The organism is Solidesulfovibrio sp. DCME, assembly GCF_049995385.1.
GTDB lineage: Bacteria > Desulfobacterota > Desulfovibrionia > Desulfovibrionales > Desulfovibrionaceae > Solidesulfovibrio.
Window position 1 is genome coordinate 3,628,843 of record NZ_CP188261.1, and the last position, 21,127, is coordinate 3,649,969.

18 protein-coding genes are annotated in these 21,127 nt (G+C 67.9%); 6 read left to right on the forward strand and 12 right to left on the reverse strand.

The window, feature by feature from the left end; all coding sequences use genetic code 11:
• The first annotated feature begins 25 nt into the window (after positions 1–25).
• Complete coding sequence (gene larB / locus ACP59X_RS16085) at positions 26–802, forward strand: nickel pincer cofactor biosynthesis protein LarB (protein WP_428560229.1); 777 nt, start codon at positions 26–28, stop codon at positions 800–802.
• Positions 803–814: 12 nt separating this feature from the next.
• Here larB and eutC read toward each other — a convergent pair whose 3' ends face one another.
• The 5 genes from eutC to phnX form a co-directional block, all read right to left on the reverse strand.
• The gene (gene eutC, locus ACP59X_RS16090) at positions 815–1,636 is read right to left on the reverse strand and encodes an ethanolamine ammonia-lyase subunit EutC (RefSeq protein ID WP_428560231.1); all 822 of its coding nucleotides are present in this window, start codon (positions 1,634–1,636) and stop codon (positions 815–817) included.
• Positions 1,629–3,011 carry an ethanolamine ammonia-lyase subunit EutB gene (locus ACP59X_RS16095; RefSeq protein WP_428560233.1) on the reverse strand — a complete coding sequence of 461 codons (1,383 nt, stop codon included), beginning with the start codon at positions 3,009–3,011 and terminating at the stop codon, positions 1,629–1,631. The genes eutC and ACP59X_RS16095 overlap by 8 nt, the downstream gene beginning before the upstream one ends.
• Positions 3,012–3,076: 65 nt before the next feature.
• Positions 3,077–4,192 carry a 2-aminoethylphosphonate--pyruvate transaminase gene (phnW, locus tag ACP59X_RS16100; protein ID WP_428560235.1) on the reverse strand — a complete coding sequence of 372 codons (1,116 nt, stop codon included), beginning with the start codon at positions 4,190–4,192 and terminating at the stop codon, positions 3,077–3,079.
• Between the two features lie 4 nt (positions 4,193–4,196).
• Positions 4,197–5,633 (reverse strand): (R)-1-hydroxy-2-aminoethylphosphonate ammonia-lyase, encoded by a 1,437-nt coding sequence (gene pbfA / locus ACP59X_RS16105; RefSeq protein ID WP_428560237.1) that lies wholly within the window; start codon positions 5,631–5,633, stop codon positions 4,197–4,199.
• The gene (gene phnX, locus ACP59X_RS16110; protein ID WP_428560239.1) at positions 5,630–6,460 is read right to left on the reverse strand and encodes a phosphonoacetaldehyde hydrolase; all 831 of its coding nucleotides are present in this window, start codon (positions 6,458–6,460) and stop codon (positions 5,630–5,632) included. Before phnX ends, pbfA begins: the two co-directional genes overlap by 4 nt.
• Positions 6,461–6,739: 279 nt before the next feature.
• Here phnX and bioB point away from each other — a divergent pair, with 279 nt between their 5' ends.
• Positions 6,740–7,738 carry a biotin synthase BioB gene (gene bioB / locus ACP59X_RS16115; RefSeq protein ID WP_428560241.1) on the forward strand — a complete coding sequence of 333 codons (999 nt, stop codon included), beginning with the start codon at positions 6,740–6,742 and terminating at the stop codon, positions 7,736–7,738.
• Between the two features lie 89 nt (positions 7,739–7,827).
• On the opposite strand, the gene ACP59X_RS16120 is transcribed toward bioB, so the two are convergent.
• The 7 genes from ACP59X_RS16120 to ACP59X_RS16150 form a co-directional block, all read right to left on the reverse strand.
• A complete protein-coding gene (locus ACP59X_RS16120; RefSeq protein WP_428560243.1) occupies positions 7,828–8,466 on the reverse strand; it encodes a LysE family translocator in 639 nt (212 codons plus the stop codon).
• A 222-nt stretch (positions 8,467–8,688) separates the two neighbouring features.
• A complete protein-coding gene (locus tag ACP59X_RS16125; protein ID WP_428560245.1) occupies positions 8,689–10,155 on the reverse strand; it encodes a DUF1254 domain-containing protein in 1,467 nt (488 codons plus the stop codon).
• A gap of 347 nt (positions 10,156–10,502) precedes the next feature.
• Entirely contained in the window at positions 10,503–12,194 is a 1,692-nt protein-coding gene (locus ACP59X_RS16130; protein ID WP_428560247.1) for a PocR ligand-binding domain-containing protein, read from the reverse strand.
• Positions 12,195–12,230: 36 nt separating this feature from the next.
• Entirely contained in the window at positions 12,231–12,890 is a 660-nt protein-coding gene (locus ACP59X_RS16135; RefSeq protein ID WP_428560249.1) for a response regulator, read from the reverse strand.
• Between the two features lie 103 nt (positions 12,891–12,993).
• A complete protein-coding gene (locus ACP59X_RS16140; protein WP_428560252.1) occupies positions 12,994–13,962 on the reverse strand; it encodes a glycyl-radical enzyme activating protein in 969 nt (322 codons plus the stop codon).
• A gap of 118 nt (positions 13,963–14,080) precedes the next feature.
• On the reverse strand, positions 14,081–16,495 hold the full coding sequence (locus tag ACP59X_RS16145) for a glycyl radical protein (RefSeq protein WP_428560254.1): 2,415 nt from the start codon (positions 16,493–16,495) through the stop codon (positions 14,081–14,083).
• Between the two features lie 390 nt (positions 16,496–16,885).
• Complete coding sequence (locus ACP59X_RS16150; RefSeq protein WP_428560257.1) at positions 16,886–17,251, reverse strand: translation initiation factor Sui1; 366 nt, start codon at positions 17,249–17,251, stop codon at positions 16,886–16,888.
• Between the two features lie 309 nt (positions 17,252–17,560).
• On the opposite strand from ACP59X_RS16150, the gene ACP59X_RS16155 reads away from it, so the two are divergent.
• The 4 genes from ACP59X_RS16155 to kdpA all read left to right on the forward strand — a co-directional run bounded on the left by ACP59X_RS16155 (position 17,561) and on the right by kdpA (position 21,127).
• Entirely contained in the window at positions 17,561–17,974 is a 414-nt protein-coding gene (locus tag ACP59X_RS16155) for a hypothetical protein (RefSeq protein ID WP_428560260.1), read from the forward strand.
• A gap of 112 nt (positions 17,975–18,086) precedes the next feature.
• Positions 18,087–19,046, forward strand: a complete 960-nt coding sequence (locus ACP59X_RS16160; RefSeq protein WP_428560262.1) for a hypothetical protein — start codon at positions 18,087–18,089, stop codon at positions 19,044–19,046.
• Positions 19,047–19,232: 186 nt separating this feature from the next.
• Positions 19,233–19,316 (forward strand): K(+)-transporting ATPase subunit F, encoded by an 84-nt coding sequence (gene kdpF, locus ACP59X_RS16165; protein WP_428569934.1) that lies wholly within the window; start codon positions 19,233–19,235, stop codon positions 19,314–19,316.
• On the forward strand, positions 19,313–21,127 hold the full coding sequence (gene kdpA / locus ACP59X_RS16170) for a potassium-transporting ATPase subunit KdpA (RefSeq protein WP_428560264.1): 1,815 nt from the start codon (positions 19,313–19,315) through the stop codon (positions 21,125–21,127). Before kdpF ends, kdpA begins: the two co-directional genes overlap by 4 nt.

Below are 21,127 nucleotides of genomic sequence, written 5' to 3' on the forward strand. Positions count from 1 at the left end.
CGGAAAAACCACACCCTATCGGTTAATGGACATGCACGAATCCTTGCGCGCCTTGCTTTGCGCCGTCAAAGACGGCGAACTGGTTGTCGAGGCGGGAATCGCGCGGCTGCGCGACCTGCCGTTTCTGGAAATGGGCCACACCAAGATCGACCTGCACCGGCCGCTGCGAAACGGCTTTCCCGAGGTGATCTACGCCGCCGGCAAGACGCCGGGCCAGGTGGTGGATATCTTCCTGCGCCTGCGTGGCCGGGGGCCGGTCCTGGCCACCCGGGTTCCCGAGGAAACCGCCGCCGCCGTGCTGGCCGTCTGTCCCGAGGCCCGCCACGGCGCCCTGGGCCGTACCCTGACGCTCGGCGAAGACGACGTCGTTTATGGCGAGGGCGAGATCGGCGTGATCACGGCCGGCACCTCGGACCTGCCCGTGGCCGAGGAGGCCCTGACCACCTGCCGCATGTTCGGCCACCGGGCCTTTCTCGTGTCCGACGTGGGCGTGGCCGGGCTGCACCGGCTGCTCGACTGCATGGAGGTCATCCGCCGGGCCAGGGCGCTCATCGTGGTGGCCGGCATGGAAGGGGCGCTGGCCAGCGTCGTCGGCGGGCTCGTGTCCCAGCCGGTGGTGGCCGTGCCCACCTCGATTGGCTACGGCGCCGCCCTGGCCGGGTTCACGGCCCTGTGCGGCATGCTGACCTCGTGCGCCAGCGGCGTGACCGTGGTCAACATCGACAACGGCTTCGGCGCGGCCTGCGCCGCCTGCCGAATCAACAACCTGGCCAACACAGCGGCCGCGCCAGGCCAGGCCTGACAGGCCGGTCGCTCACGGCAACGGCGCCCCGGGGGCCGTTTCGGGCAGGCTCTCCTCGCCGTCGTCCTTGAGGGCCACGCCGGTCAGGCCGCGCGCCAGGGCCCCGGCCAGGAGCCGGTCCAGGGTGCGGGCGGCCCGGTCGAAAGCCAACCCCTGGGGCCGCACGTTGGAAATGCAGTTGCGCTCGGCGTCGGTGCGGCCCGGCCTGGGGCCGTAGGTGAGGTAGATGCCCAGGCTGTCTGGGGCGGACAGGCCCGGGCGCTCGCCGATAAGCACGGCCACGGCCCGGGCGCCAAGGGCCTCGCCCACGTCGTCGCCCACGGCCACCCGGCCGTGGGCCACCAGGCACAACGGCCCAAGGGCCAGCCCCCGGTCGGCGGCCAGGGGCAGGAAGGCGGCCAGAAACGGCGGCACCTGCCGCCCGACGGCCACGGCCGAAAGCCCGGCCGAAACCACCAGCACCAGGTCCGGCCCGGGCGCGGCCGCCCGTTCCCGCAGCCGGGCCTGCGACGCCGCGTCGAGGCGCCGGCCGAGGTCCGGGCGCAGCAGGAATTGCCGCTCGTCTATGGCCTGGCTGGCCAGATTGACAACGGGCAGGCCCGTTTCGGCCAGGACCGCCAGCATGGCCGGCGCCTCCAACGGGATGCGCACGGCGTCGCGGGCCCGGGCGTGGTCCAGGGAAAAGCGCAAATGCTCGCGGGTGGGCAGGCTGACGCCGGCGCGGCCCAGGGCCACCCGGGCCATGGTCAGCCCGGCCAGCCCGGGCAGGGGGCAGGGGGCAACCGACGCGGGCGAGGCCTCGGCGGCCAGGGCTTTGGGCGGCGATTCAGGCATGGGGCGGCTCCAGGGGGACGTTTCGGGCAGAAAGCGGCGCGGGGCGCAGGCCGGCATCGAAAAGCCCCATGGAGACGAGCCAGGCCTCGAAGCGCGGGGCCGGGCGCAACCCCAACAGGGCGCGCAGGTAGAGGGCGTCGTGGAAGGACGTGCTCTGGTAGCCGAGCATCACGTCGTCGGCCCCGGGCACGCCCATGATGTAGGCGCAGCCGGCGGCGCCGAGGAGTGTCAGCAGCACGTCCATGTCGTCCTGGTCGGCCTCGGCGTGGTTGGTGTAGCAGACGTCCACGCCCATGGGCAGGCCCAGGAGCTTGCCGCAAAAAAGGTCCTCCAGGCCGGCCCGGATGATCTGGCGGCCGTCGTAGAGGTATTCCGGGCCGATGAACCCGACCACGGTATTGACCAGCAAGGGGTCGAAGGCCCGGGCCAGGCCGTAGGCCCGGGCCTCGACGGTCTGCTGGTCCAGGCCGTGGTGTGCCCCCGCCGACAGGGCGCTGCCCTGGCCGGTCTCGAAATACATGACGTTTTGCCCAACCGTCCCGCGCCCGAGCGATAACGCGGCCTGCCGGGCCTCCGTGAGCAGGGCGAGGTTGACGCCGAAGCTGTCGTTGACGGCCTCGGTGCCGCCGATGGACTGGAAGACCAGGTCCACGGGCGCGCCGGCCTCGATGACGGCAAGGGTGGTGGTGACGTGGGCCAGCACGCAGGTCTGGGTCGGGATGGCGTAGCGCTCGCGGACCTCGTCGAGGCGGCGCAGCAGCTCGGCGGCGGCGGCCGGGCTGTCCGTGGCCGGGTTGATGCCGATGCAGGCATCGCCGCTGCCGAGTAGCAGCCCGTCCAGGACCGAGGCCAGCACGCCCCGGGGATCGTCGGTGGGGTGGTTGGGCTGCAGCCGCGTGGCCAGGCGGCCGGGCAGGCCGATGGTGTCGCGAAAGGCGGCGGTATTGTGGATGCGCGAGGCGACCAGGATCATGTCCTGGTTGCGCATGAGCTTGGAAACGGCGGCCGCCATCTCCGGGAGAAGCCCGGGCGCCAGCGCGTGCAAGACCTCTGATTCGCCCGCGGCCGCCCGGGCCAGCAGCCACTCGCGCAACTCCCCGACGGTGAGCGATGCCACCGGGGCGAAGGCCTCCCGGTCGTGGCTGTCGCAGGCAAGCCGCGTGACTTCGTCGATTTCGTAGGGGATCAGCGGCTCGGCCACAAAGGCGGCCAGGGGCGTATCGGCAAGGACGTAGCGGGCGGCGACGCGCTCCTCGTCGGAGCCGGCGGCCACGCCGGCCAGCACGTCGCCCGAGCGCGGCGGCGTGGCCTTGGCCATGACCTCGCGCAGGTCGGCAAAGGCGTAGCGGCGGTTTCCCAGGGTGACGCCGGGCATGGCGGAACCTCCGTGGTCCGTCCCGGCGACGGGCGCCGCCGGGACCGTGGCAGCGGGAAGACGGGCTAGCCCATCCAATACATGGATTCGGCCACGGCCGAAAGCAGGCGTTCGATGTCGGCGGGATAAACCTCGCCGATGTTGCCGATGCGGAAGGTATCGGCCGCGGTCACCTTGCCGGGGTAGATGACGAAGCCTTTGGCCTTGAGGCGTTCGTAGAAGGGCTTAAAGGCGTAGTCCGGGTGGCTGGGGCTGAGGAAGGCGGTGATGATGGGCGACTGGAGGGCGCGGGGCAGGAGGGTGTCGAAACCCAGGGCGGCCATGCCCGCGACCAGCCGCCGCTGGTTCTCGGCGTAGCGGGCGAATCGGGCGGCCACGCCGCCTTCGGCCGCCAGCTCGTCCATGGCCTGGGCAAAGGCCCGCACCACGTGGGTGGGCGAGGTGAAGCGCCACTTGCCGCCGCCCTGCTCCATGGCCCGCCACTGGTCGTAGAGGTCGAGGCTTACGGACCGGGCCCGGCCGGCACAGCCTTCGAGCACGCCGCGCCGGGTCAGGACGAAGCCGAAGCCGGGCACGCCCTGGATGCACTTGTTGGCGCTGGAAACCAGGGCGTCGGCCCCGATGGCGGCCATGTCCAGGGGAATGCCGCCGAAGCTGCTCATGGCATCGACGAGGTAGGTTTTGCCGGCCGCCTTGACCACGGCGCCGATAGCCTCGATGGGGTTAAGCATGCCGGTGGTCGTCTCGCAGTGGACCACGGCCACGTGGGTCAGTGCGGGATGGGCCGCAAGCAGCGCCGCCACCCGGTCCGGGTCCACCGGGGAAACCTCGCCGAAATCCTCCTCCACCACCGGGATGCGCAGCACCCGGGCGATGGTGGCGATGCGCGCCCCGTAGGCGCCGTTGGCCAGCACCAGCAGGCCCCCGTCCTCGGGGACGAGCGTGCCGACGCAGGCTTCCACGCAGAACGTGCCGCTGCCCTGCATGAGGGTGGCGGTGTAGCCGGGCTCGCGGCTGGCCAGGGCCGCCAGCCGGGCGCGCAGGTCCGTGACGATGGCGTTGTAGTCCGCGTCCCAGGTGCACCAGTCGCGAAGCATGGCGGCCTTGACGGATTTCGAGGTGGAAAGCGGCCCCGGGGTCAGCAGGAGGTAGGGGTTGTCGGGAGAGCGGGACAGGTCCATGGCGTTACTCCTTGGGCGGACAAACCCGGGCCAAAGCGCGCTCCAGGATGTCCCAGGCCCGGTCCAGGTCGGTTTCGGCGATGGTCAGGGGCGGGGTCAGGGTCAGGACGTTGCCGTGGGAGGTCTTGAAGGACAGGCCGTCTTCCAGGCAGTGGTAGAGCACGGCGTCGGCCGCGTCCGAGGCTTTTTCCCGGGTCGCCCGGTCGCGCACGAGTTCCACGGCCAGCGACAGGCCCAGGCCGCGCACGTCGCCGATCACGGGAAAGCGTTGGGCCATCGCCCGCAGCCGCGCCAGGGCCTTCGCCCCGAGCCTGGCGGCCCGGCCGGCCAGGTCGTCGCGGCGCAGGATCGCCAGCATGGCCAGGCCGGCGGCGCAGGCGGTGGGGTTTTTCTCGTGGGTGTAGTGGCCGATGGCCAACTGCGCGCCCACGTCCAAGGCCGGGTCGGCGAGGACGGCGGCCAGGGGCAGGATGCCGCCGCCCAGGCCCTTGCCGCACACGAGCAGATCCGGCTCGGCCCCGAAATGCGCGCAGGCAAACGCCCTGCCCGTGCGGCCCAGGCAGGTGGCGGTCTCGTCGAGGATCAACAGCGCCCCGTGGCGGTCGCAGGCGGCCCGCACGGCCGGCCAGTAGCCCGGGGGCGGGATGTTGACCGTGGTGCAGCGCAGGGGTTCGGCCACCACCGCCCCCACGTCGCCCTCCTTTTCCAGCACGTAGTCCAGGTAGCGGGCGCAGGCCAGGTCGCAGCCGTCGCAGCCCCCGGGGCGGAGCACGCAACGGTAGGGCTCGGGCGGGGGCACGTGTTCGGTGCCGGGCAAAAGCGGCCCAATGCGGCCGCGAAAAAGGGCCTCGCCACCCACGGAGCAGGCGTCCAGGGAGGCACCGTGGAAGGCGTCCCACATGGACACGGTCTTGAACCGCCCCGTGGCCAGCCGGGCGATCTTGAGGGCCATGCCCACGGCCAGGCTGCCGCCCGGGGCGAACAGCACCTTGCCCAGCCGCCCCGGGGCCAGGGCGACGAGTTCCTCGGCCAGACGAACGGCCGGTTCGTTGGTGAAGCGGCGCGGGCAAAAGGCCATGGCCTCGAGCTGAGCCTTGATGGCGGCCACGATTTCCGGGTGGGCGTGGCCGGCCTGGTGCAGGGAGTTGCCGTGAAAATCGAGGAGCTCCCGGCCGTCCCGGGTGGTCAGCACCGCGCCGCGACAGCCGGTGAGCACGTCCAGGCAGGGCGTGGACAGCGACTGGCACAGGAAAACCGCGGCGTCGCGGTCCAGGAGGGCGCGGGTGGCCGCGGACAGCCCGGCCCGCCAGGCCGCCCGGCGCGGCGAGGTGTTGGCGTCGCCCTCGCCCGGCGGCGGAGCGGACGGCGCGGCGACCAGGGGTCGTGTCGCGTCCTGGCGGCCACCGGTGGCCTGATCGCCGCCGCCCGGGCGCGCCGTCACGGGGCGCAGCCCGGGCGCTCGCCCCGGGCCAGCCGGGCCTCGATGGCGGCCAGGATGGCCGGGCAGGCCGCCAGGTCCGGGGCCAGGTAGTCCGCGCCGGCCCCGCGAAGCCTATCCTCGACGACGGCCAGGCGCGCGGCTTTTTCGGCGGCGGGCAGGGCGGCGAGCTCGCCTTGCGTCAGGCCCATCTCGTTGCCGCGAAGGGTCAGGGCGATGGTCCACATGCCGGCGTTTCTGCCCTCGGCCACGTCGGCCACGGTGTCGCCGATCTTGACCATCCCCCAGAAGGGATAGACGGCCAAATCTAGCGCGGCCCGGTAGCACATAAACGGCGACGGCCGGCCGGCGGGCACGTCCGAGGAGCAGACCATGGAGTCGGGCACGTAGCCCCTGGCCGCGGCTTCCCGGGTCATGACGTCCATCATGGGCCGGGTGTAGCCGGTGGTGGAGCCGATCCCAAGCCCCATGGCCCGGAAGGCGGCCACGGCCTCCAGCGCCCCGACAATGGGCTCGGCGTGGGCGGCGATACAGCCGACCATGAGGGGCTCGGTCAGCCGGTACATGGCCTCCACGTCGTTCTCGTCCGGCGCCCGGCCGTGGACGGCCCGCCAGGCGGCGGCCACTTCGGGGTCGCGGGTCATGGCCCGGACGTGGTCCTTTTTCATCAGCCCCATGGGCTTGCGGGCCTGGGCGGCGGTGACGGCCACGCCCTGGCGCTTGAAGACCTCGAGGAACACGGCCACCGGCCCGAGGCAGCCGTGGTCCACCACCGTGCCGGCCCAATCGAGGACGACGGCCTTGACGTGCTGTAACTGCGGCAGGTTCATGGCGCTTCCTTCGCGTCAGCGGTTGTTGCGGCCCCGGGAGCCCCGGGCGGGCGCCGGCCAGCGGCGCGGAATCGCTCCCGCGCGCACCGAGCCCGGGCTGGTGCGCGTTTGCCGCAAACAGGCATTCTTGCCCCGAAGCGTCTCTTTTGGACAGCGGGATGGTGACGATTTGTTGGTGGCCGCCACGGAGCCCTCCCCGGCACCCTTGCCCCGGCCGGCTTTCGGCGCTAGCCTGCGTTTCCGCCTTTTTCCGTCCACAACCACCGACCGGATGTCCCCATGCCCCAAACCGACACCGCCTTTGCCCGGGAACTCGTCCGGCCCCTGCTGGCCGGCGGCTTCCTGTCCGATACCGCCCGCGACCGCCTGCTGGCGATCCTGCCCGAGGCCAGCGGAACGCTGCTCGATGCCTTGGCCGCCGCCGCCGACACCGTGCGCCGGGCCCGGATGGGCACGGCCGTTTCCCTTTGCGCCATCATCAGCGCCAAATCCGGGCGCTGCGGCGAGGATTGCGCCTTCTGCGCCCAGTCCGGGCACTACGCCACCGCCGCGCCCGAGCATGCCCTGCTCTCGCCGCCCCGCATCGTCGCCGGCGCCGCGGCCATGGCCGGGTGCGGCGTGACCCGCTTCGGCGTGGTGGCCTCGGGCCGGTCGCTGCCGGACAAGGAGCTCGCGGCCGTGGCCGAGGCGCTTTCCGGCATCGCCGCCCTGGGCCTGGCCGCCGATGCGTCGCTGGGGGTCCTCGACACCGGGGCACTCAAATCCCTCAAGGCCCGGGGCCTGGCCGCCTACCACCACAACCTGGAGACCTCGCGGGGCTTCTACCCGAAAATCTGCACGACGCGGCGCTTCGAGGACAATCTGGAGGTGCTGCGGGTGTGCCGGCGCCTGGGCATCGCCGTGTGCTCGGGCGGGCTGTTCGGCCTGGGCGAGGGTTGGGCCGACCGGGCCGACCTGGCCCTGACCCTGCTCGAGGCCGGCGTGACGTCGGTCCCGGTGAACTTTTTATGCCCCATCCCGGGAACGCCCCTGGCCGACCGGCCGGTGCTGTCGCCCGACGAGGCCCGGCGCATCGTCATCCTGCTGCGCCTGCTTTTGCCCGACCGGCACATCCGCATCTGCGGCGGCCGGCCGAAGGTCTTCGGCCGGCAGGCTTCCCTGGCCCCCATGGCCGCCGGGGCCGACGGGCTCATGGTCGGCGACTACCTGACCACGGCCGGGGCCTCCCTGGAGGCGGACCGGCGGGGCCTGGCGGCACTGGGTTTCACGGGCGTATGAACGGGGCGTCGGGCCGGGCCGCCGCAGCCGCCGTCGGCCGGGTGGAGGGGGCTGCGCGCGCCCCACGGCTTCGAGGCGGGCCGGCCGCCTCAGACCCTGTCGGCCAGGGCCAGCCGGACCCCGAGCAGGACGAACAGCGCGCCGGCCCCCCGGCTGAACAGCCGCCGCGTCCGGCCGCCCCGGTCGAAGCCCGAGGCCAGCCGGGCCGTGGCCAGGGCCAGGAGCATGTTGCAGGCCGTGCCCGTGGCGTCCAGGAGAAGCCCAAGGCTCGCGAAGGCCAAGGCCTTGTCCGGGGAACCGGCGTCGATGAACTGGGGCAGGAAGGCCAGGAAAAAAAGCGCTACCTTGGGGTTGAGGGCATTGGTGAGAAACCCCTGGACGAACACGCCGCGGTGGCCGCGCCGGGGCGGGGCGGCGGCCGGCGCCGCGTCGCCGCCTATCCCCGAAGCCAGGGCCATGCGCACACCGGTGTAGACCAGGTAGGCGGCGCCGACGTACTTGATCACGGTAAAGGCCGTGGCCGAGGCGGCCAGCATGGCCGATAGGCCCACGGCCGCGGCCAGGATGTGCACGAAGCAGCCCGTGCCGATGCCCAGGGCGGCCACGATCCCGCCCCGCGCGCCGTGGCTGGCGCTGCGGCTGACCACGTAGAAAACGTCCGGCCCCGGGGCCAGGTTGAAGAGGATGCCCGAAACGACGAAGAGCCCCAGGTCGTGGATGCCGAACATGCTTGCTCCTTCCGTGCGCGGCGCGGCTGCCGCACGGAAGGCTCAGGCTAGGCCCACCCCAGCCGCCTGTCAACGCGCCGGCCCGCAAAGCCGGCCCCGGGCACGGTCCGGCCGCCCCACCACCGCTACGGCAGACAAGCCGTCCCGATCATGGCCGCACGCCCCGAGGCGGCGCGACTTTCCCGAAGCCACGCCGCGTTCTCGCTGCCGCGCCGGCACGGGTCAGCGCACCCGGACGATCCCGGGCGGATTCCAGGTCCCGGAACCCGGCGGCAGGATCGAGGGCGGGTCGGTCCTCGGCCAGTACAGGCGCATCACCAGATAGACCGGCCCATTGGGCGCCGGCAGCCAGTTGGGCTCCTTGTCCTTGCCCGGGGATTTGCGCTGGATAAAAATCGTCAGCGAGCCGTCGGGATTGGTGCGCATCCCGGGCAGCATGGGCGAGTTGACCAAGTAGCGGTCGAGGGGGTTTTTGATCAACAGCTCCGTCTTGCCGTCGTACATGGTCACCGACCAGAAGGCGTTGACGGGCGGCAGTTGGCCGGCCGGGAAGGTCAGGCTGTAGTCGTGGTTGCGGCAGTCCAGGGGGCGCCCGTCCCGGTCGTTTCGGGTCATGGGGTAGACGGCCTCCACGGCGTCGTTGCCGTAGATGCCGGCCTTGGCCGCGGCGGCGCGCAGCAGCCAGTCGCCGTTGTAGAAGGCCCGGTCGCCAAAGGCCGAGCCGACATGCCAGCCATTGCAATTCTTCCCGAACCCCTGGGCCATGGCCGCGACCTTCTTTTCCCCTTGGCGCATGCCGACCAGGACTTCCGCCTTGTGGAGCAGGGAGAGGTCCTTGAACTCGAAGGATTTGCCCGGGCCGATGCCGATGCGGGCGAGCTTTTCACGGATCTCCCGCTCTTCCGGGCCGGCGGGCGCGAATTGCAGCACGAAATCGAGGTAGGCGAAGAAATTCGTGCGCACGAGCTTCTTGTCGATGACCGGCCAGGTCAGGGCCGGGGCCTTGGCCGGCGCCGGCCCCTTGAGGTAGGCGGACAGGGGCCGGGCCTTGTAGCCGGACTGGACCTTGACCACGTTGGGCATATCGGCCGGGTCGAAGAGCTGGGTGCGAAAAACGGCTGTGGAAAACCAGGTCGAGGAGCGGAACACCCGCTTGATGCCCGGCGGCGTCTCGCCCTGCCAGTCCGGGCCGACGATCAGGTAGTCGCCGGCCTCGTTGCCCGTGGCCCGGCTGCCGATGTAGCCGTAGTTGAAGGTGTTCCAGTCCACGAGCTGCACGGAGTAATAGCGCTGCTTCTCGACGGCCGGAACGGAGAGGACCACGGGTTCGGCCCGCAGGTCCATCTCCACCATCGAATACGGCGTGTCGCTGTTGGGGGTAATGACCGTCGTATCCTCGTAGGTGAACACGCGGCTTTCGTTGTAGACCTCGTTGAAGGCGGCCTTCCACTGACCTGAGGCCCGGTCGATGAAGTAGTCGTACATGACCGCGTAGTTCATGACCAAGGGCAGGCCGTAAATGAAGCCTTCCTCGGCAATGTTTTTCGTTTCGACGATGCCCGGGGCATTCTTGTCTCCCCGCGCCGCCTGAGCAATGGTGTCCTTGGCCAGGGCCGGGCCAACGGAAAGCATCGCACAAACCACCCACAGCAGGACTGGAACGAAGATCGCCGGACCGATGCGTTTCATGGTGCTCTCGCCTCCCGGACGCGTCAACGCGTCCCGGCTCGGGTTTGCCGTTGCGGTTATCCCTGCCTGGTACGACACAGCAGCATTACGGTAACCGTTGCGGACGGCCCGGTCAAATGGCGGGGACAGGACAACAGGAGCGCCCTGCCCCGGCGGCCGGCAAAGGAGACCTCGGGCGGCCATGGACGTCAGCCGCCGCGTGGCCGCCAGGTGGTGATCGTGTGGCGCGACAGCGTCGCGGGGCCGGTTGCACGTGACCGGGCGTAGCCTCGCCTGCCGGTTGCGCCTGCGGCATCGCGACCTTGCCAGGCTGGCTTGGCCGCGCCTGTCGCGGCGAAGGCCAAGGTTCAGTGCGGCTGGGCCGGGCCGCCGCTTGGCAGGACCAGGTGGAATTCCACGCCGGGCGTGCGGGACTGGGCCGGCGCCCGCGAGGGCGTGCGGCAGAAGATGAAGCCGTCGTGGGCCTCGGCCACCAGCTTGCTGAAGGCCAGCCCCAGGCCGATGCCCCGGCGGCCCAGCCCGGCCTCGGTCTGGACGGTAAAAAATTTCTCGAAAATGGTTTCCTGGTAGGCTTCCGGCACGCCGAAGCCGGTGTCGGCGATGACCATCCAGACGTAGTTCTGACTGTCCACCAGCCGCCGCTTGTACTGCCGGGGCAGGAAGGGGCTGGCCTCGATGAGGCCGCCCTTGAGGCTGGTGGTGCTCACCTGGATGTTGCCGCCGACGACATTGTAGTTGATGGCATTGGACAGGATGTTGCTGATCGTGCGCTTGACGCGGAAGAGGTCGCAAAAAAGGCCCAGGTGCTGGCCGCGCTGGAAAAACCGGACGTCGAGGCCCTTTTCCTCGGCCAGAAGCGAATGCTCCTCGATGCACTGGTTGATGATCTTGTTGATGTCGTAGTGGCTTTTGTGCAGCTCGAACCGGCCGTTCTCGTCGCGGAAGATGTCGAGGAAGGCGTTGACCATGCTGCCGAGCTGGTCGTTGGTATTGAGCGCCAGCTTGAGAATTTTCTCCTGGTTGTCGGTGATGGGACCGAGCCGGCCGCCGGCCAGGAGTTCCAGAGCCCGGTCGATGGCCAGGATGGGGTTGCGCATGTCGTGGGTGAGCATGCCGACCAGGTCTTCCTTCATCTTGGCGATGCGCTTTTCCTCGGTGATGTCGCGCAGGATGGCCACGTAGCTTACGGCCTTGCCGGATTCGTCGTTGACCCGGGAGATGGAGATCTGCACGGGAAAGGGCGTCCTGCGGGTGGTCAGGGCCGTGAGCTCGAAGCGGAAATTGTCCTGCCCCCCCTGCTCCAGGCTCGATTTGTAGGCGGCCAGCACCTTGTGGTCCTGGACGAAGCGCATGAGGGACTGGCCGCAAAAATCGTTGAGGCCGCAGCCGAAGACCTCGGAGCAGCGGTCGTTGCTCATGTCGATGATGAAATCGGTGTCCACGGAAATGATGCAGTCCGAGACGCTGTTGATGAGCTTGTTGAGGTACTCCTGGGATTGCCGGGACAGCATGATCCGTTGCAGGGCCATGTCGCTGATGGACTGGGTGATGACGGACATGAGGTTGACGATTTTTTGCAGGCGCGAGCGCTTGACCCGGGGAATCTTGCGCAAGGCCAGCAAGTAGCCGTCGATGTCTGTGATGCCGATGCCCTTGGCCCGGGCCACGGCGTCGGCCGTGGAGATGGATTCCTCCAGGACCTGGCCGCCGTTGAGGTTGCCGATGTGCTGGCCGGCCACGATGATGGGCGTGGCGCAGTCCACCAGGCCCGCGTTGAGGCAGTCGTAGACGTAGGGCTCGTTGGAATCCAGCGACATCCGGCCGCCGTAGGCGTCGCTGGCGTAGCACTTGGTGCGGCCTTCCGGGGTGGCCCGGCAATAGTTTTTGCAAAACGAGCAGAAGTTGGATTCGCTGGAAATGGGGCGGCCCTGGGTGTCGGCGATGACCGAACCGATGCCGCAGGCCTCGTTGACGGCCTGGAGGATCTCGTCGAGCTTTTCCTTGGGGATAAGGTCCACGAGCTGGATGGATTCTTTCATGACGCAGCCTAGTGCCGTCGGCGTTTTTCCAAGGGCCTATTCGAACAGGCCGCTTTCCCGGGCGATGATGGCGGCCTCGAACCGGCTGTTGACGTTGAGCTTCTTGAAGATGTTCTTCACGTGGGTCTTGACCGTCTGGACCGAGAGGAACAGGCCCTCGGAGATTTCCTTGTTGTTCTTGCCTTCGGAGATGTGCTTGAGGATCTGCTTTTCCCGGTTGGTCAGGCTGTCGAGGTCGCGCTCGTGGGCCGGGGCCTCGGGTTCCATGTCCGTGGCCAGGTTGACCAGGTAGGGCGAAACGATGGGCTGGCCGATATGAAAGGCGGTGATGAGCTTCACCAGGCTGTCGATGTCGATGGTCTTGAGGACGTAGCCGTCGGCGCCGGCCTTCATGGCGTTTTTGATGTAGTTGGTGTCGTTGTAGGTGGAAAGGGCCAAAAGCTTCATGCCGGGAAAGGCCTTGCGCAGGACGCGGATGGCCGGGATGCCCGACAGCCCCGGCATGTCGATGTCGATAAGCGCCACATCGGGCACCGTCTGCTGGATCTTTTCGATGGTGTCGAAACCGTTGTCCGATTCGCCGACGATGGCGATGGCGGCGATGGTCTCGAAGGCCAGGCGCAGGCCGATGCGCAACAGCGGATGATCGTCAGCGATAAAGACCTTGATCGGCTGGTTTTCCCGCTGGCTGTCCATGAACGGCCGTCCGTTTTTTGAAAGGTTGCCGGATGGATGCCCACTGCCGGGCGTTGCCGTCACCCTACGCCCGGCCTGCGCGATTGTCGATGGCCGGGCCGGTTCAACCGCCGACCGTGACCTCGATGGGATAGGCCTCCATGATCGCCGCCAGGGCGAAGACCGCGTCCTTGGTATAGGGAGCCAACCCGTGCAGGGGGTAGTCCTTGTCCAGCTGCCCCCATTTGGGCTCGCCCATGCGATGGTAGGGCAGCACGTCCAGGGCCTCGACATGGGTCAGCTCGGCCACGAAGGCGGCCGTGGCCCGCAGGTTTTCCGGGCTGTCGTTGCGCCCCGGGACCAGGGGCAGGCGGACCCGGATGGGCAGGCCCAGGCGGTCGATGCGCCGGAGGTTGTCCAGGATGCGCCGGTTGTCCACCCCGGTGAGCTGGCGGTGGGTTTCCGGGTCCATGTGCTTGAGGTCGTAGAGCACCATGTCCAGGTGGGCCAGCACCGGCTCCATGACCTCCCAGTCGGCCTGGCCGCAGGTCTCGATGGCCGTATGCAGGCCCCTGTCCTTGGCGCCCGCGGCCAGGGCCAGGAGGAACCCGGGCTGGGCGAAGGGTTCGCCCCCGGAAAAGGTCACCCCGCCCCCCGAGCGGTCGTAGAACTCCCGGTCGAGCTCCACCTCCTCCAGCACCTCGTCCACGCCGAGGTAGCGGCCGCAGATGTTGATGGCGTTGGCGTAGCACACGGCCTGGCAGGCGCCGCACAGGGGCAGCAGGCAGGCGGCCTTGTCGATGACGATGCCCCGGCCGGAAACCGCCTCGATGCAGTGCGTCGGGCAGGCCTCCTGGCACAGGTTGCAGCCGATGCAGTTGTTGCGGATGTAGAGGATTTCGGGCCGCGCCAGCATGCTCTCGGGGTTCTGGCACCACTGGCAGCGCAGGGGGCAGCCCTTGAGGAAGACGATGGTCCGGATGCCCGGGCCGTCGTGGATGGAAAACCGTTGGAAATCGCTGACAACGCCGAGGAGCCGGCCATTGTCCGCGGCCTTGGGCCGAAAAAGCTGAAAGCGTTTGCGCATGGTCATGAGCAACCCTGTCCTGGCCGGGGCGCCGCCCGCCTGGCGCCGCGCCCCCGAAACGCCGGCCGGCGTTTCGGGGGGCGGCACCGGGGGCGGGCAGCGCCGTGTCGTTTTGCGGTCTCGCCTAGAACATCTGCTCGGTGCGCGAGATGATGTCCTCCTGGATGGCCCGGTCAAGGGAGGTAAAAAACGCACTGTACCCGGCCACGCGCACCACCAGGCCCCGGTAGTTGTCCGGGTTGTCCTGGGCGTCGCGCAGGGTTTCCTTGCCGATGACGTTGTACTGGATGTGGGTGCCGCCGCCGTTGAACAGCGTTTCGGTCACGGCGATGAGGTTGGCGATCCCCCGCTCGTCCTTGACCGCGTTGGGGTGGAACTTCATGTTGAGCAGCGTGCCGTTGGAGGCAATGACGTGGTCGAGCTTGGTGACGGACTTGACCGAGGCCGTGGGGCCGCTGTGGTCCATGCCCGAGACCGGGGAGACGCCGTCGGCCAAGGGAGTGCCGGCCTTGCGGCCGTCCGGGGTGGCGCCGACCACGGCGCCCAAGGGCACGTTGGCCGAAACCGGATACAATCCGGGCTGGAACTTGCCGCCCCGGGGGTTGGTGTATTTTTCCACTTCCCGGCAGTAGGTCAGGGCGGCCTCGTGGGCGATCTCGTCGGCGTAGGGCTCGTCGTTGCCGTATTTGGGGGCGCGGTTTTGCAGCATCTGGCGCAGGCTTTCCCCGGCCACCCCGGCGAAGTCGTCGGCCAGGGCGTCCTTTATGGCGGCAAGGCTTACGGCCTGATCCTCGTAGACGAGCTTTTTGAGCGCCGCCAGGGAGTCGGCCACGTTGGCCACGCCCACGCCCTGGGGACCGGTGAAGTTGTAATGGGCGCCGCCCTGCTGCAGCGACTTGCCCTTGGCGATGCAGTCGGCCACGAGCGACGACAGGAAGGGCAAGGGCGCCCGCTGGCCATGGGCCACGTCCACGGCGTTGTCCGAGAGCACCAGGAGCGTGACGAAATAGGCCATCTGGGTGCGGTAGGCGGCCATGAGGGCGTCGTAGGTGGCAAGGGAGGTGAGCTCCCCGGTGGCCGGCCCCAGGCGGTCGCCGGTCAGCGGGTCCACGCCGTCGTTGAGGGTCAGTTCCAGCACCTTGGCGATGTTGAAAAAGGCCGCGTCGTGCCAGCCCTCGGTCTTGCCGCCCACCTGCGGCTCCACGCAGCCGATGATGCCGTAGTCCCGGGCGTCCTCGCGGGTGAGCCCCCGGCTCAAAAGGGCCGGAATGATGAAGCGGTCGTTGTAGTAGGCCGGCATGCCAAGGCCCAGCCGGGTGACCTCGGCCGCTTTCTCGTACAGGGCGCGCGGGGTGTCGCTGTGCACGCGGATGGAGATGGAGGGCTGGTAGAGCTTGGTGTTGGCCGTGGCCTGCAGGCACATGTAGGACAGGGGGTTGGTGGCGTCCTCGCCTTCCCGGTCCACGCCGCCGACGATGAGGTTTTGGAACATGGGGTAGCCGCCGAAGGCCTTGGTCGAGCCTTCGTCGCGCACCTTGTTGATCTCGTTGAACTTGATGAAAAGCAGGTCCAGTAGTTCCTGGGCCTTCTCGGCCGTGAGGTCCTTGTCGGCCAGCAGGTACGGGAACAGGTACTGGTCGAAGCGCATGGGCGAGATGGAATGGCCGTTGGATTCGATCTGCAAGACGAGCTGGACGAACCAGAAGGACTGGAGGGCCTCGGCGAAGGTCTCGGCCGGCGCGGCCGGCACCTTGGCGCACACCCGGGAGATTTCCAGCAGTTCGGCCCGGCGGGCCTCGTCGGTTTCCTGGCTGGCCATGCCTTCGGCCAGGGCGGCGAAGCGCTCGGCGAAGCGGATGACGGCCTTGTTGGCGATGACCACGGAGGAAAGGAACACGTGCTTGGCCATGTGGGCCGGATTGGCCAGCTCGAGCTTGGCCATCTCGGCCTCGGCCACGGCGATGATGCCGGCAAGCCCCTTGTCCAGGACCAGGGCGTAGTCCACGCCGATGTGGCCCACGCCGTTGAAGTAGTAGTTGCCCACGGTGAAGACGCCATGGGCCTGGGCGTCCTTGGCTTCCTTGGTCATGAGCGCCGTGGCCAGCTCGTTGGTGGTCTTGCCGTCCCAGTAGGGGAACAGGTCGCGCAGGATGGCTTTTTTCTCCTCGGAGATCAGGAACACGTCGCCCGTGCGCTTTTCCAGGCGATCGAGTTCGTCGGCCAGCCATTTGCAGGAAAATTCCGGGAACACCGGGGCCGAACGGGGCTTGGTGCACTGGTTGCCGACGATGATCTCGTCGGGTTGGATGAAGATGACCATGTTGTCCAGGATCTTCTCCAGCGCCCTGGCCCGGCGGATGAGGATGGGCTGATCCTCGGTCTCCTTGTAGGAGGCGGTGATGAGTTGGGCCCGCTCCACGCAGATCTCCGGGGTGATGGCGATGAAACGCTCCCGGATCGCCTCCACGCGGGCGGTCGGGCCAGGCAGTTGCAATACGTCGATTTTGTTCAACAGTTCTTGCTCGGCCATGCTGGTCATAATGCCGTCCTCCTGTATGAAAATAAAATGATGCTCGCAAAACCCCGTAGGCGTTGGCACACCGCCCCCGATCCCCCGGACGGCAGCCGTGCGCGGCGTTGGCGGCGCCCCTGGCGTGGGCGCCAAACCGTTTCCATATCGAGTATGCCGGAGCATAGGCGTTTTTTTCCATCACGCTATCACCTATAAGGGTGACCTTCCTCCCCCGGCCGGAGTATTTTTGGCAAGGCGCCGCCAGCCGGCGGCAGACCGGCCAAGCGACACCCGGCGCAGTTGCCCGGCCAGGCGGCAGGTACGGCCCCCTGGCCTCTTTTCCCATGGGGTTGTCGCCGCCTCGGAAATGGCGGCCGCGCGGGCGCCCCGCCGGGGCGGCCCGCGCAAGGGGCACGATCAGCCCCCGGCGAGTTTGACCTTGTAGCCGAGCTTTTGCAGAAAAAGGGCCAGGGCTTCCCGGTGGTCGCCCTGGATTTCGATGGCGCCGTCCTTGACCGCGCCGCCGGCGCCGCAACGCTGCTTGAGCTGCTTGGCCAGGGTTTCGAGCGCCTCGGGCGCCAGGGCCAGGCCCGTGATCACGGACACGCCCTTGCCTTTGCGGCCCTTGGTCTGCCGGGCGATGCGCACGATGCCGTCGCCCGGGGCCACGGGCCGCCCCTTGGCGCAGGCGCAGGCCGCCACGGGCTTGCCGCAACCGGGGCATATCCGGCCCTGCTCCGTCGAATAGACCGGAACGGAATCGCCTTTGCCGTGCGCTGTCATACCTTCCCGCCCTCCCCCGGCCCGCCGGATGCCCTCCGGCTTCGGCCGGCAGCGAAAGGCGATCCGTCAAGGCCTTCTGTTGTGACAGGCCTTCGATATCTTCTGATAACGAACGATCCTCCTGTCATTTCGCCAAATATCGTTCCCGCAGCGCCTGCGCGACTTCGAGGGCCATAACGCGCCCTGCGGAATATTAATACTATCTTTATGCGAACCAAAGAGTAATTTACACCATTTTTACATTCGCCCTGATACCTAGGCCCCACCGGGATGCGATTGCCGCACGCCCGAAAAGTGGAGGCACACTTCATGGAACGCACCTACCGCGATCATGGCCCCCGGGAAGGGATGGCCATGCCTTTTTCTGGAACTTCCTATCTTGCTGATTTCGTTGAAAAAGCAAGACTGGAAATCATTGTGGGCAGCGAGGCTGTCGGTAAACTGTATGCTCTCAAATCTGCCTTGCAACAGATGGGCGTTGAGGAATTCCTGGAAAGCAGTCTGCTCTGCCATGGCGGAAAACAGGAGCGAACGGCTTCCTATCGTGGCGTCGAATACACGACTCCTTTTTCTGAAAGGATAAAGCTCGAATTTCTCGTTCCCGTTGATTCGATTGCGCCGTTTGTCGAAGCCATCAAACAGCGGGCCAAGGACGCGGGAATGAAGAATATGCGGCTCTGCCTCATTCCTCAGGTCTTTCCAATTGATTGGGCGGCGTCGTAGCGGATGATCCTTGGCTCATCCCAGGCAGCAAGGCCGGTCTGTCCGGGGGAGGCGAAAGAAACACTTTCGCCTCCCGTCTGCCCGGTAGCGTGCCTGCCGCCCGGAGGGAACAATGATGAAGACCATACGCGTTCCGGCGAGCATCCTGTGGCTGACCGCCGGAACGGTCGTCTTGCTGGCCATTTTCGCCGGGATTGGGCTGGTTCAACCCGGAAACATCTCTCGGGAGGACCATTCGGTCAGAAATGCAAAATACAAACTGGTAACCGGGATGCGCCTGGACTTGGCCCGTGAATCCGAAGCGGAAAAAAGCGCCGTGATGACGGAAGAGGACGGGGCATCCGTTCGATACGCGCAAGAAGCCCGGGCCGCATTGGCCGATGCCGAACACCGTCGTCGACAGTTGGGAAGCCTGCTGCGTTCGTGGGGCAACGTTCGGGAACAGGCGCTTTTCGACGAATATTCGGCCTCCTTCGCCGCATTGACCCAGGTGGACGACACGCTGTTGGACTTGGCCGTCAAGAACAGCAACATCAAAGCCTACGATTTGGCGTTCGGCCCGGCCACCCAGGCGTTACGCGACCTTGAACACAGTCTTTCCGATCTGGTCATGGCCGAGGCGGGGGGACGGCAGGCGGGGCAGGTGGCCAGACTGGCCTTCGCCATACAAACAGGCGCCTTGCATGTGCAAACCCTGTTTGCGCCGCACATCGCCGAAAGCAGCGAGGCCAAAATGGACGACCTGGAGACGCGACTGCAGCTCGAAACACAAAAAATCGATGGGGCATTGGCGGAGTTGTCGGCGCGGCGAACCCTCAAAGCCCCGGCCGCCCTCCGCGAGGCCACTGGCGCTTACGCGCGGTTCCAGGAGATCACCGGACGCATCCTGGCGCTTTCCCGCGAAAACACCAACGTGCGTTCCTTGGCTCTGTCGCTCGATCAGAAACGCAAGGCTTTCGCCGTATGCGATGCGAACCTGGCTCGACTGCAGGACATTCTGTCCGAACCCGGACCGGTCAGGGGGAAATTCGGCCAGGAAGGGCCGGCCGGCAAACCCCAACGAAGGGATTAACGAAATTTTTACACCCCCCCGGCGCATCTTAACACCTTTTTTACACCGGCCGGGCTATGGTCGGGCAACTTCTAACGGAGGCTGCGTCATGTTCGATGATATCGCGTTCCTGGGTTCGATCCTCGCCGCCGTGGCCGTCACCATTGCCCTGGTCGGGTATTGCGACCGGCTGCGGCGGGGGTAGCCATGGAAATCGTCGGTGCCATTCTCGCCGTGGGCCTGTTCGCCTACCTGGTGTTGGCCCTGCTCAAACCGGAGATGTTTCAATGACCGCGAACACCCTTGCCCGGATCGCCCTCTACCTGGTCGTCCTGCTCGGCCTGGCCTGGCCGCTGGGCGCCTACATGGCCCGGGTCTACACGGACCGGCCCTGCGGCCTGGACCGCATCCTCGGGCCGGTGGAACGACTGATCTACCGCGTCTGCGGCCTGGACGCGACGCGGGAAATGGACTGGAAGGCCTACGCCGTGTCACTGCTGGCCTTTTCGGGCTTTTCCATCGTGCTCCTTTACCTCCAGCAACGCCTCCAGGCGTTTTTGCCGCTCAATCCGGACGGCCTGGCCGCCGTGGCGCCCGATCTGGCCCTCAATACCGCCGTGAGCTTTTCCACCAACACCAACTGGCAGGCCTACGGCGGCGAAACGACCATGAGCTACCTGACCCAGATGCTCGGGCTCACCTCCCACAACTTCCTGTCGGCCGCCGCCGGCATGGCCGTGCTGGCGGCCCTTGTCCGGGGACTGAGTCGGCGCGAGGCCCACACCCTCGGCAACTTCTGGAAGGACCTGACCCGCTCCACCCTCTACGTCCTGTTGCCCCTGTCCGTGGCCCTGTCCCTGGCGTTGGTCTGGCAGGGCATGCCGCAAACCTTCAAGGGGGCGGCCACGGCCGCGCTCCTGGAGCCGACGAGCTATGACAGCCCGGTCAAGGACGCCTCGGGCGCGCCGGTCCTGGACGCCGCCGGCAAGCCGAAAACCGAGCCGGCCACCGCCACCGAACAGGTCATCGCCCGGGGGCCGGTGGCTTCCCAGGTGGCCATCAAGCAGCTCGGCACCAACGGCGGCGGGTTTTTCAACGTCAACTCGGCCCATCCCTTCGAAAATCCTACGCCGCTGTCCAATTTCCTGGAAATGCTGGCCATCCTGCTCCTCCCGGCCGCCCTGTGCGTCACCTTCGGCCTCATGGTCGGGGACAGGCGCCAGGGCCTGGCCGTCCTGGCGGCCATGACCGTCATCTTCGTCGTCCTGCTCGGGGCCTGCGTCGTATCCGAACAGGCCGGCAACCCCGGGCTGGCCGCGGCCGGCCTGGACCAGGCCCCGGCCGAGGGCCGGCTCGCCCAGGCCGGCGGCAACATGGAGGGCAAGGAGGTCCGCTACGGCATCGCCGATTCGGCCCTCTGGGCCACGGCCACCACCGCCGCCTCCAACGGCTCGGTCAATTCCATGCACGACTCCTACACCCCCCTGGGCGGGCTCGTGCCCATGCTGCTGATGCAACTGGGCGAGGTGGTCTTCGGCGGGGTGGGCTCGGGGCTCTACGGCATGCTGGTTTTCGCCGTGGTGGCCGTGTTCGTGGCCGGGCTGATGGTCGGGCGCACCCCGGAATACCTGGGCAAGAAGATCGAGCCGTTCGAAATGAAGATGGCCTCGCTGGTCATCCTGATTCCCCCCTTCCTGGTGCTTGTGGCCACGGCCGGGGCGGTGCTGGCCCCCGGCGCCCGGGCGGCCGTGGCCAACCCGGGCATCCACGGCTTCAGCGAACTCCTCTATGCCTTCTCGTCCATGGGCAACAACAACGGCAGCGCCTTTGCCGGGCTTTCTGCCAACGCGCCCTATTTCAACCTCGTCGGCGCGGCCTGCATGTTCCTGGGCCGTTTCTGGCTGGCCGTCCCGGTCCTGGCCATGGCCGGCTCCCTGGGGGCCAAGCGGATCGTGCCCCAAGGGGCCGGCACCCTGCCCACCCACACGCCCCTTTTCGTGGGGCTGCTCGTGGCCGTGGTCCTGGTGGTGGGCGCCCTGACCTTCATCCCGGCCCTGGCCCTGGGGCCCGTCGCGGAACACCTGGCCATGATCGGCCGCTAA

Coding starts and splice junctions, on each gene's coding strand:
- larB (WP_428560229.1), top strand. CDS start 26: ATGGACATGCACGAATCCTTGCGCGCCTTGCTTTGCGCCGTCAAAGAC.
- eutC (WP_428560231.1), bottom strand. CDS start 1,636: ATGCCTGAATCGCCGCCCAAAGCCCTGGCCGCCGAGGCCTCGCCCGCG.
- ACP59X_RS16095 (WP_428560233.1), bottom strand. CDS start 3,011: ATGCCCGGCGTCACCCTGGGAAACCGCCGCTACGCCTTTGCCGACCTG.
- phnW (WP_428560235.1), bottom strand. CDS start 4,192: ATGGACCTGTCCCGCTCTCCCGACAACCCCTACCTCCTGCTGACCCCG.
- phnX (WP_428560239.1), bottom strand. CDS start 6,460: ATGAACCTGCCGCAGTTACAGCACGTCAAGGCCGTCGTCCTCGATTGG.
- bioB (WP_428560241.1), top strand. CDS start 6,740: ATGCCCCAAACCGACACCGCCTTTGCCCGGGAACTCGTCCGGCCCCTG.
- ACP59X_RS16120 (WP_428560243.1), bottom strand. CDS start 8,466: ATGTTCGGCATCCACGACCTGGGGCTCTTCGTCGTTTCGGGCATCCTC.
- ACP59X_RS16125 (WP_428560245.1), bottom strand. CDS start 10,155: ATGAAACGCATCGGTCCGGCGATCTTCGTTCCAGTCCTGCTGTGGGTG.
- ACP59X_RS16130 (WP_428560247.1), bottom strand. CDS start 12,194: ATGAAAGAATCCATCCAGCTCGTGGACCTTATCCCCAAGGAAAAGCTC.
- ACP59X_RS16135 (WP_428560249.1), bottom strand. CDS start 12,890: ATGGACAGCCAGCGGGAAAACCAGCCGATCAAGGTCTTTATCGCTGAC.
- ACP59X_RS16140 (WP_428560252.1), bottom strand. CDS start 13,962: ATGACCATGCGCAAACGCTTTCAGCTTTTTCGGCCCAAGGCCGCGGAC.
- ACP59X_RS16145 (WP_428560254.1), bottom strand. CDS start 16,495: ATGACCAGCATGGCCGAGCAAGAACTGTTGAACAAAATCGACGTATTG.
- ACP59X_RS16150 (WP_428560257.1), bottom strand. CDS start 17,251: ATGACAGCGCACGGCAAAGGCGATTCCGTTCCGGTCTATTCGACGGAG.
- ACP59X_RS16155 (WP_428560260.1), top strand. CDS start 17,561: ATGGAACGCACCTACCGCGATCATGGCCCCCGGGAAGGGATGGCCATG.
- ACP59X_RS16160 (WP_428560262.1), top strand. CDS start 18,087: ATGATGAAGACCATACGCGTTCCGGCGAGCATCCTGTGGCTGACCGCC.
- kdpF (WP_428569934.1), top strand. CDS start 19,233: ATGGAAATCGTCGGTGCCATTCTCGCCGTGGGCCTGTTCGCCTACCTG.
- kdpA (WP_428560264.1), top strand. CDS start 19,313: ATGACCGCGAACACCCTTGCCCGGATCGCCCTCTACCTGGTCGTCCTG.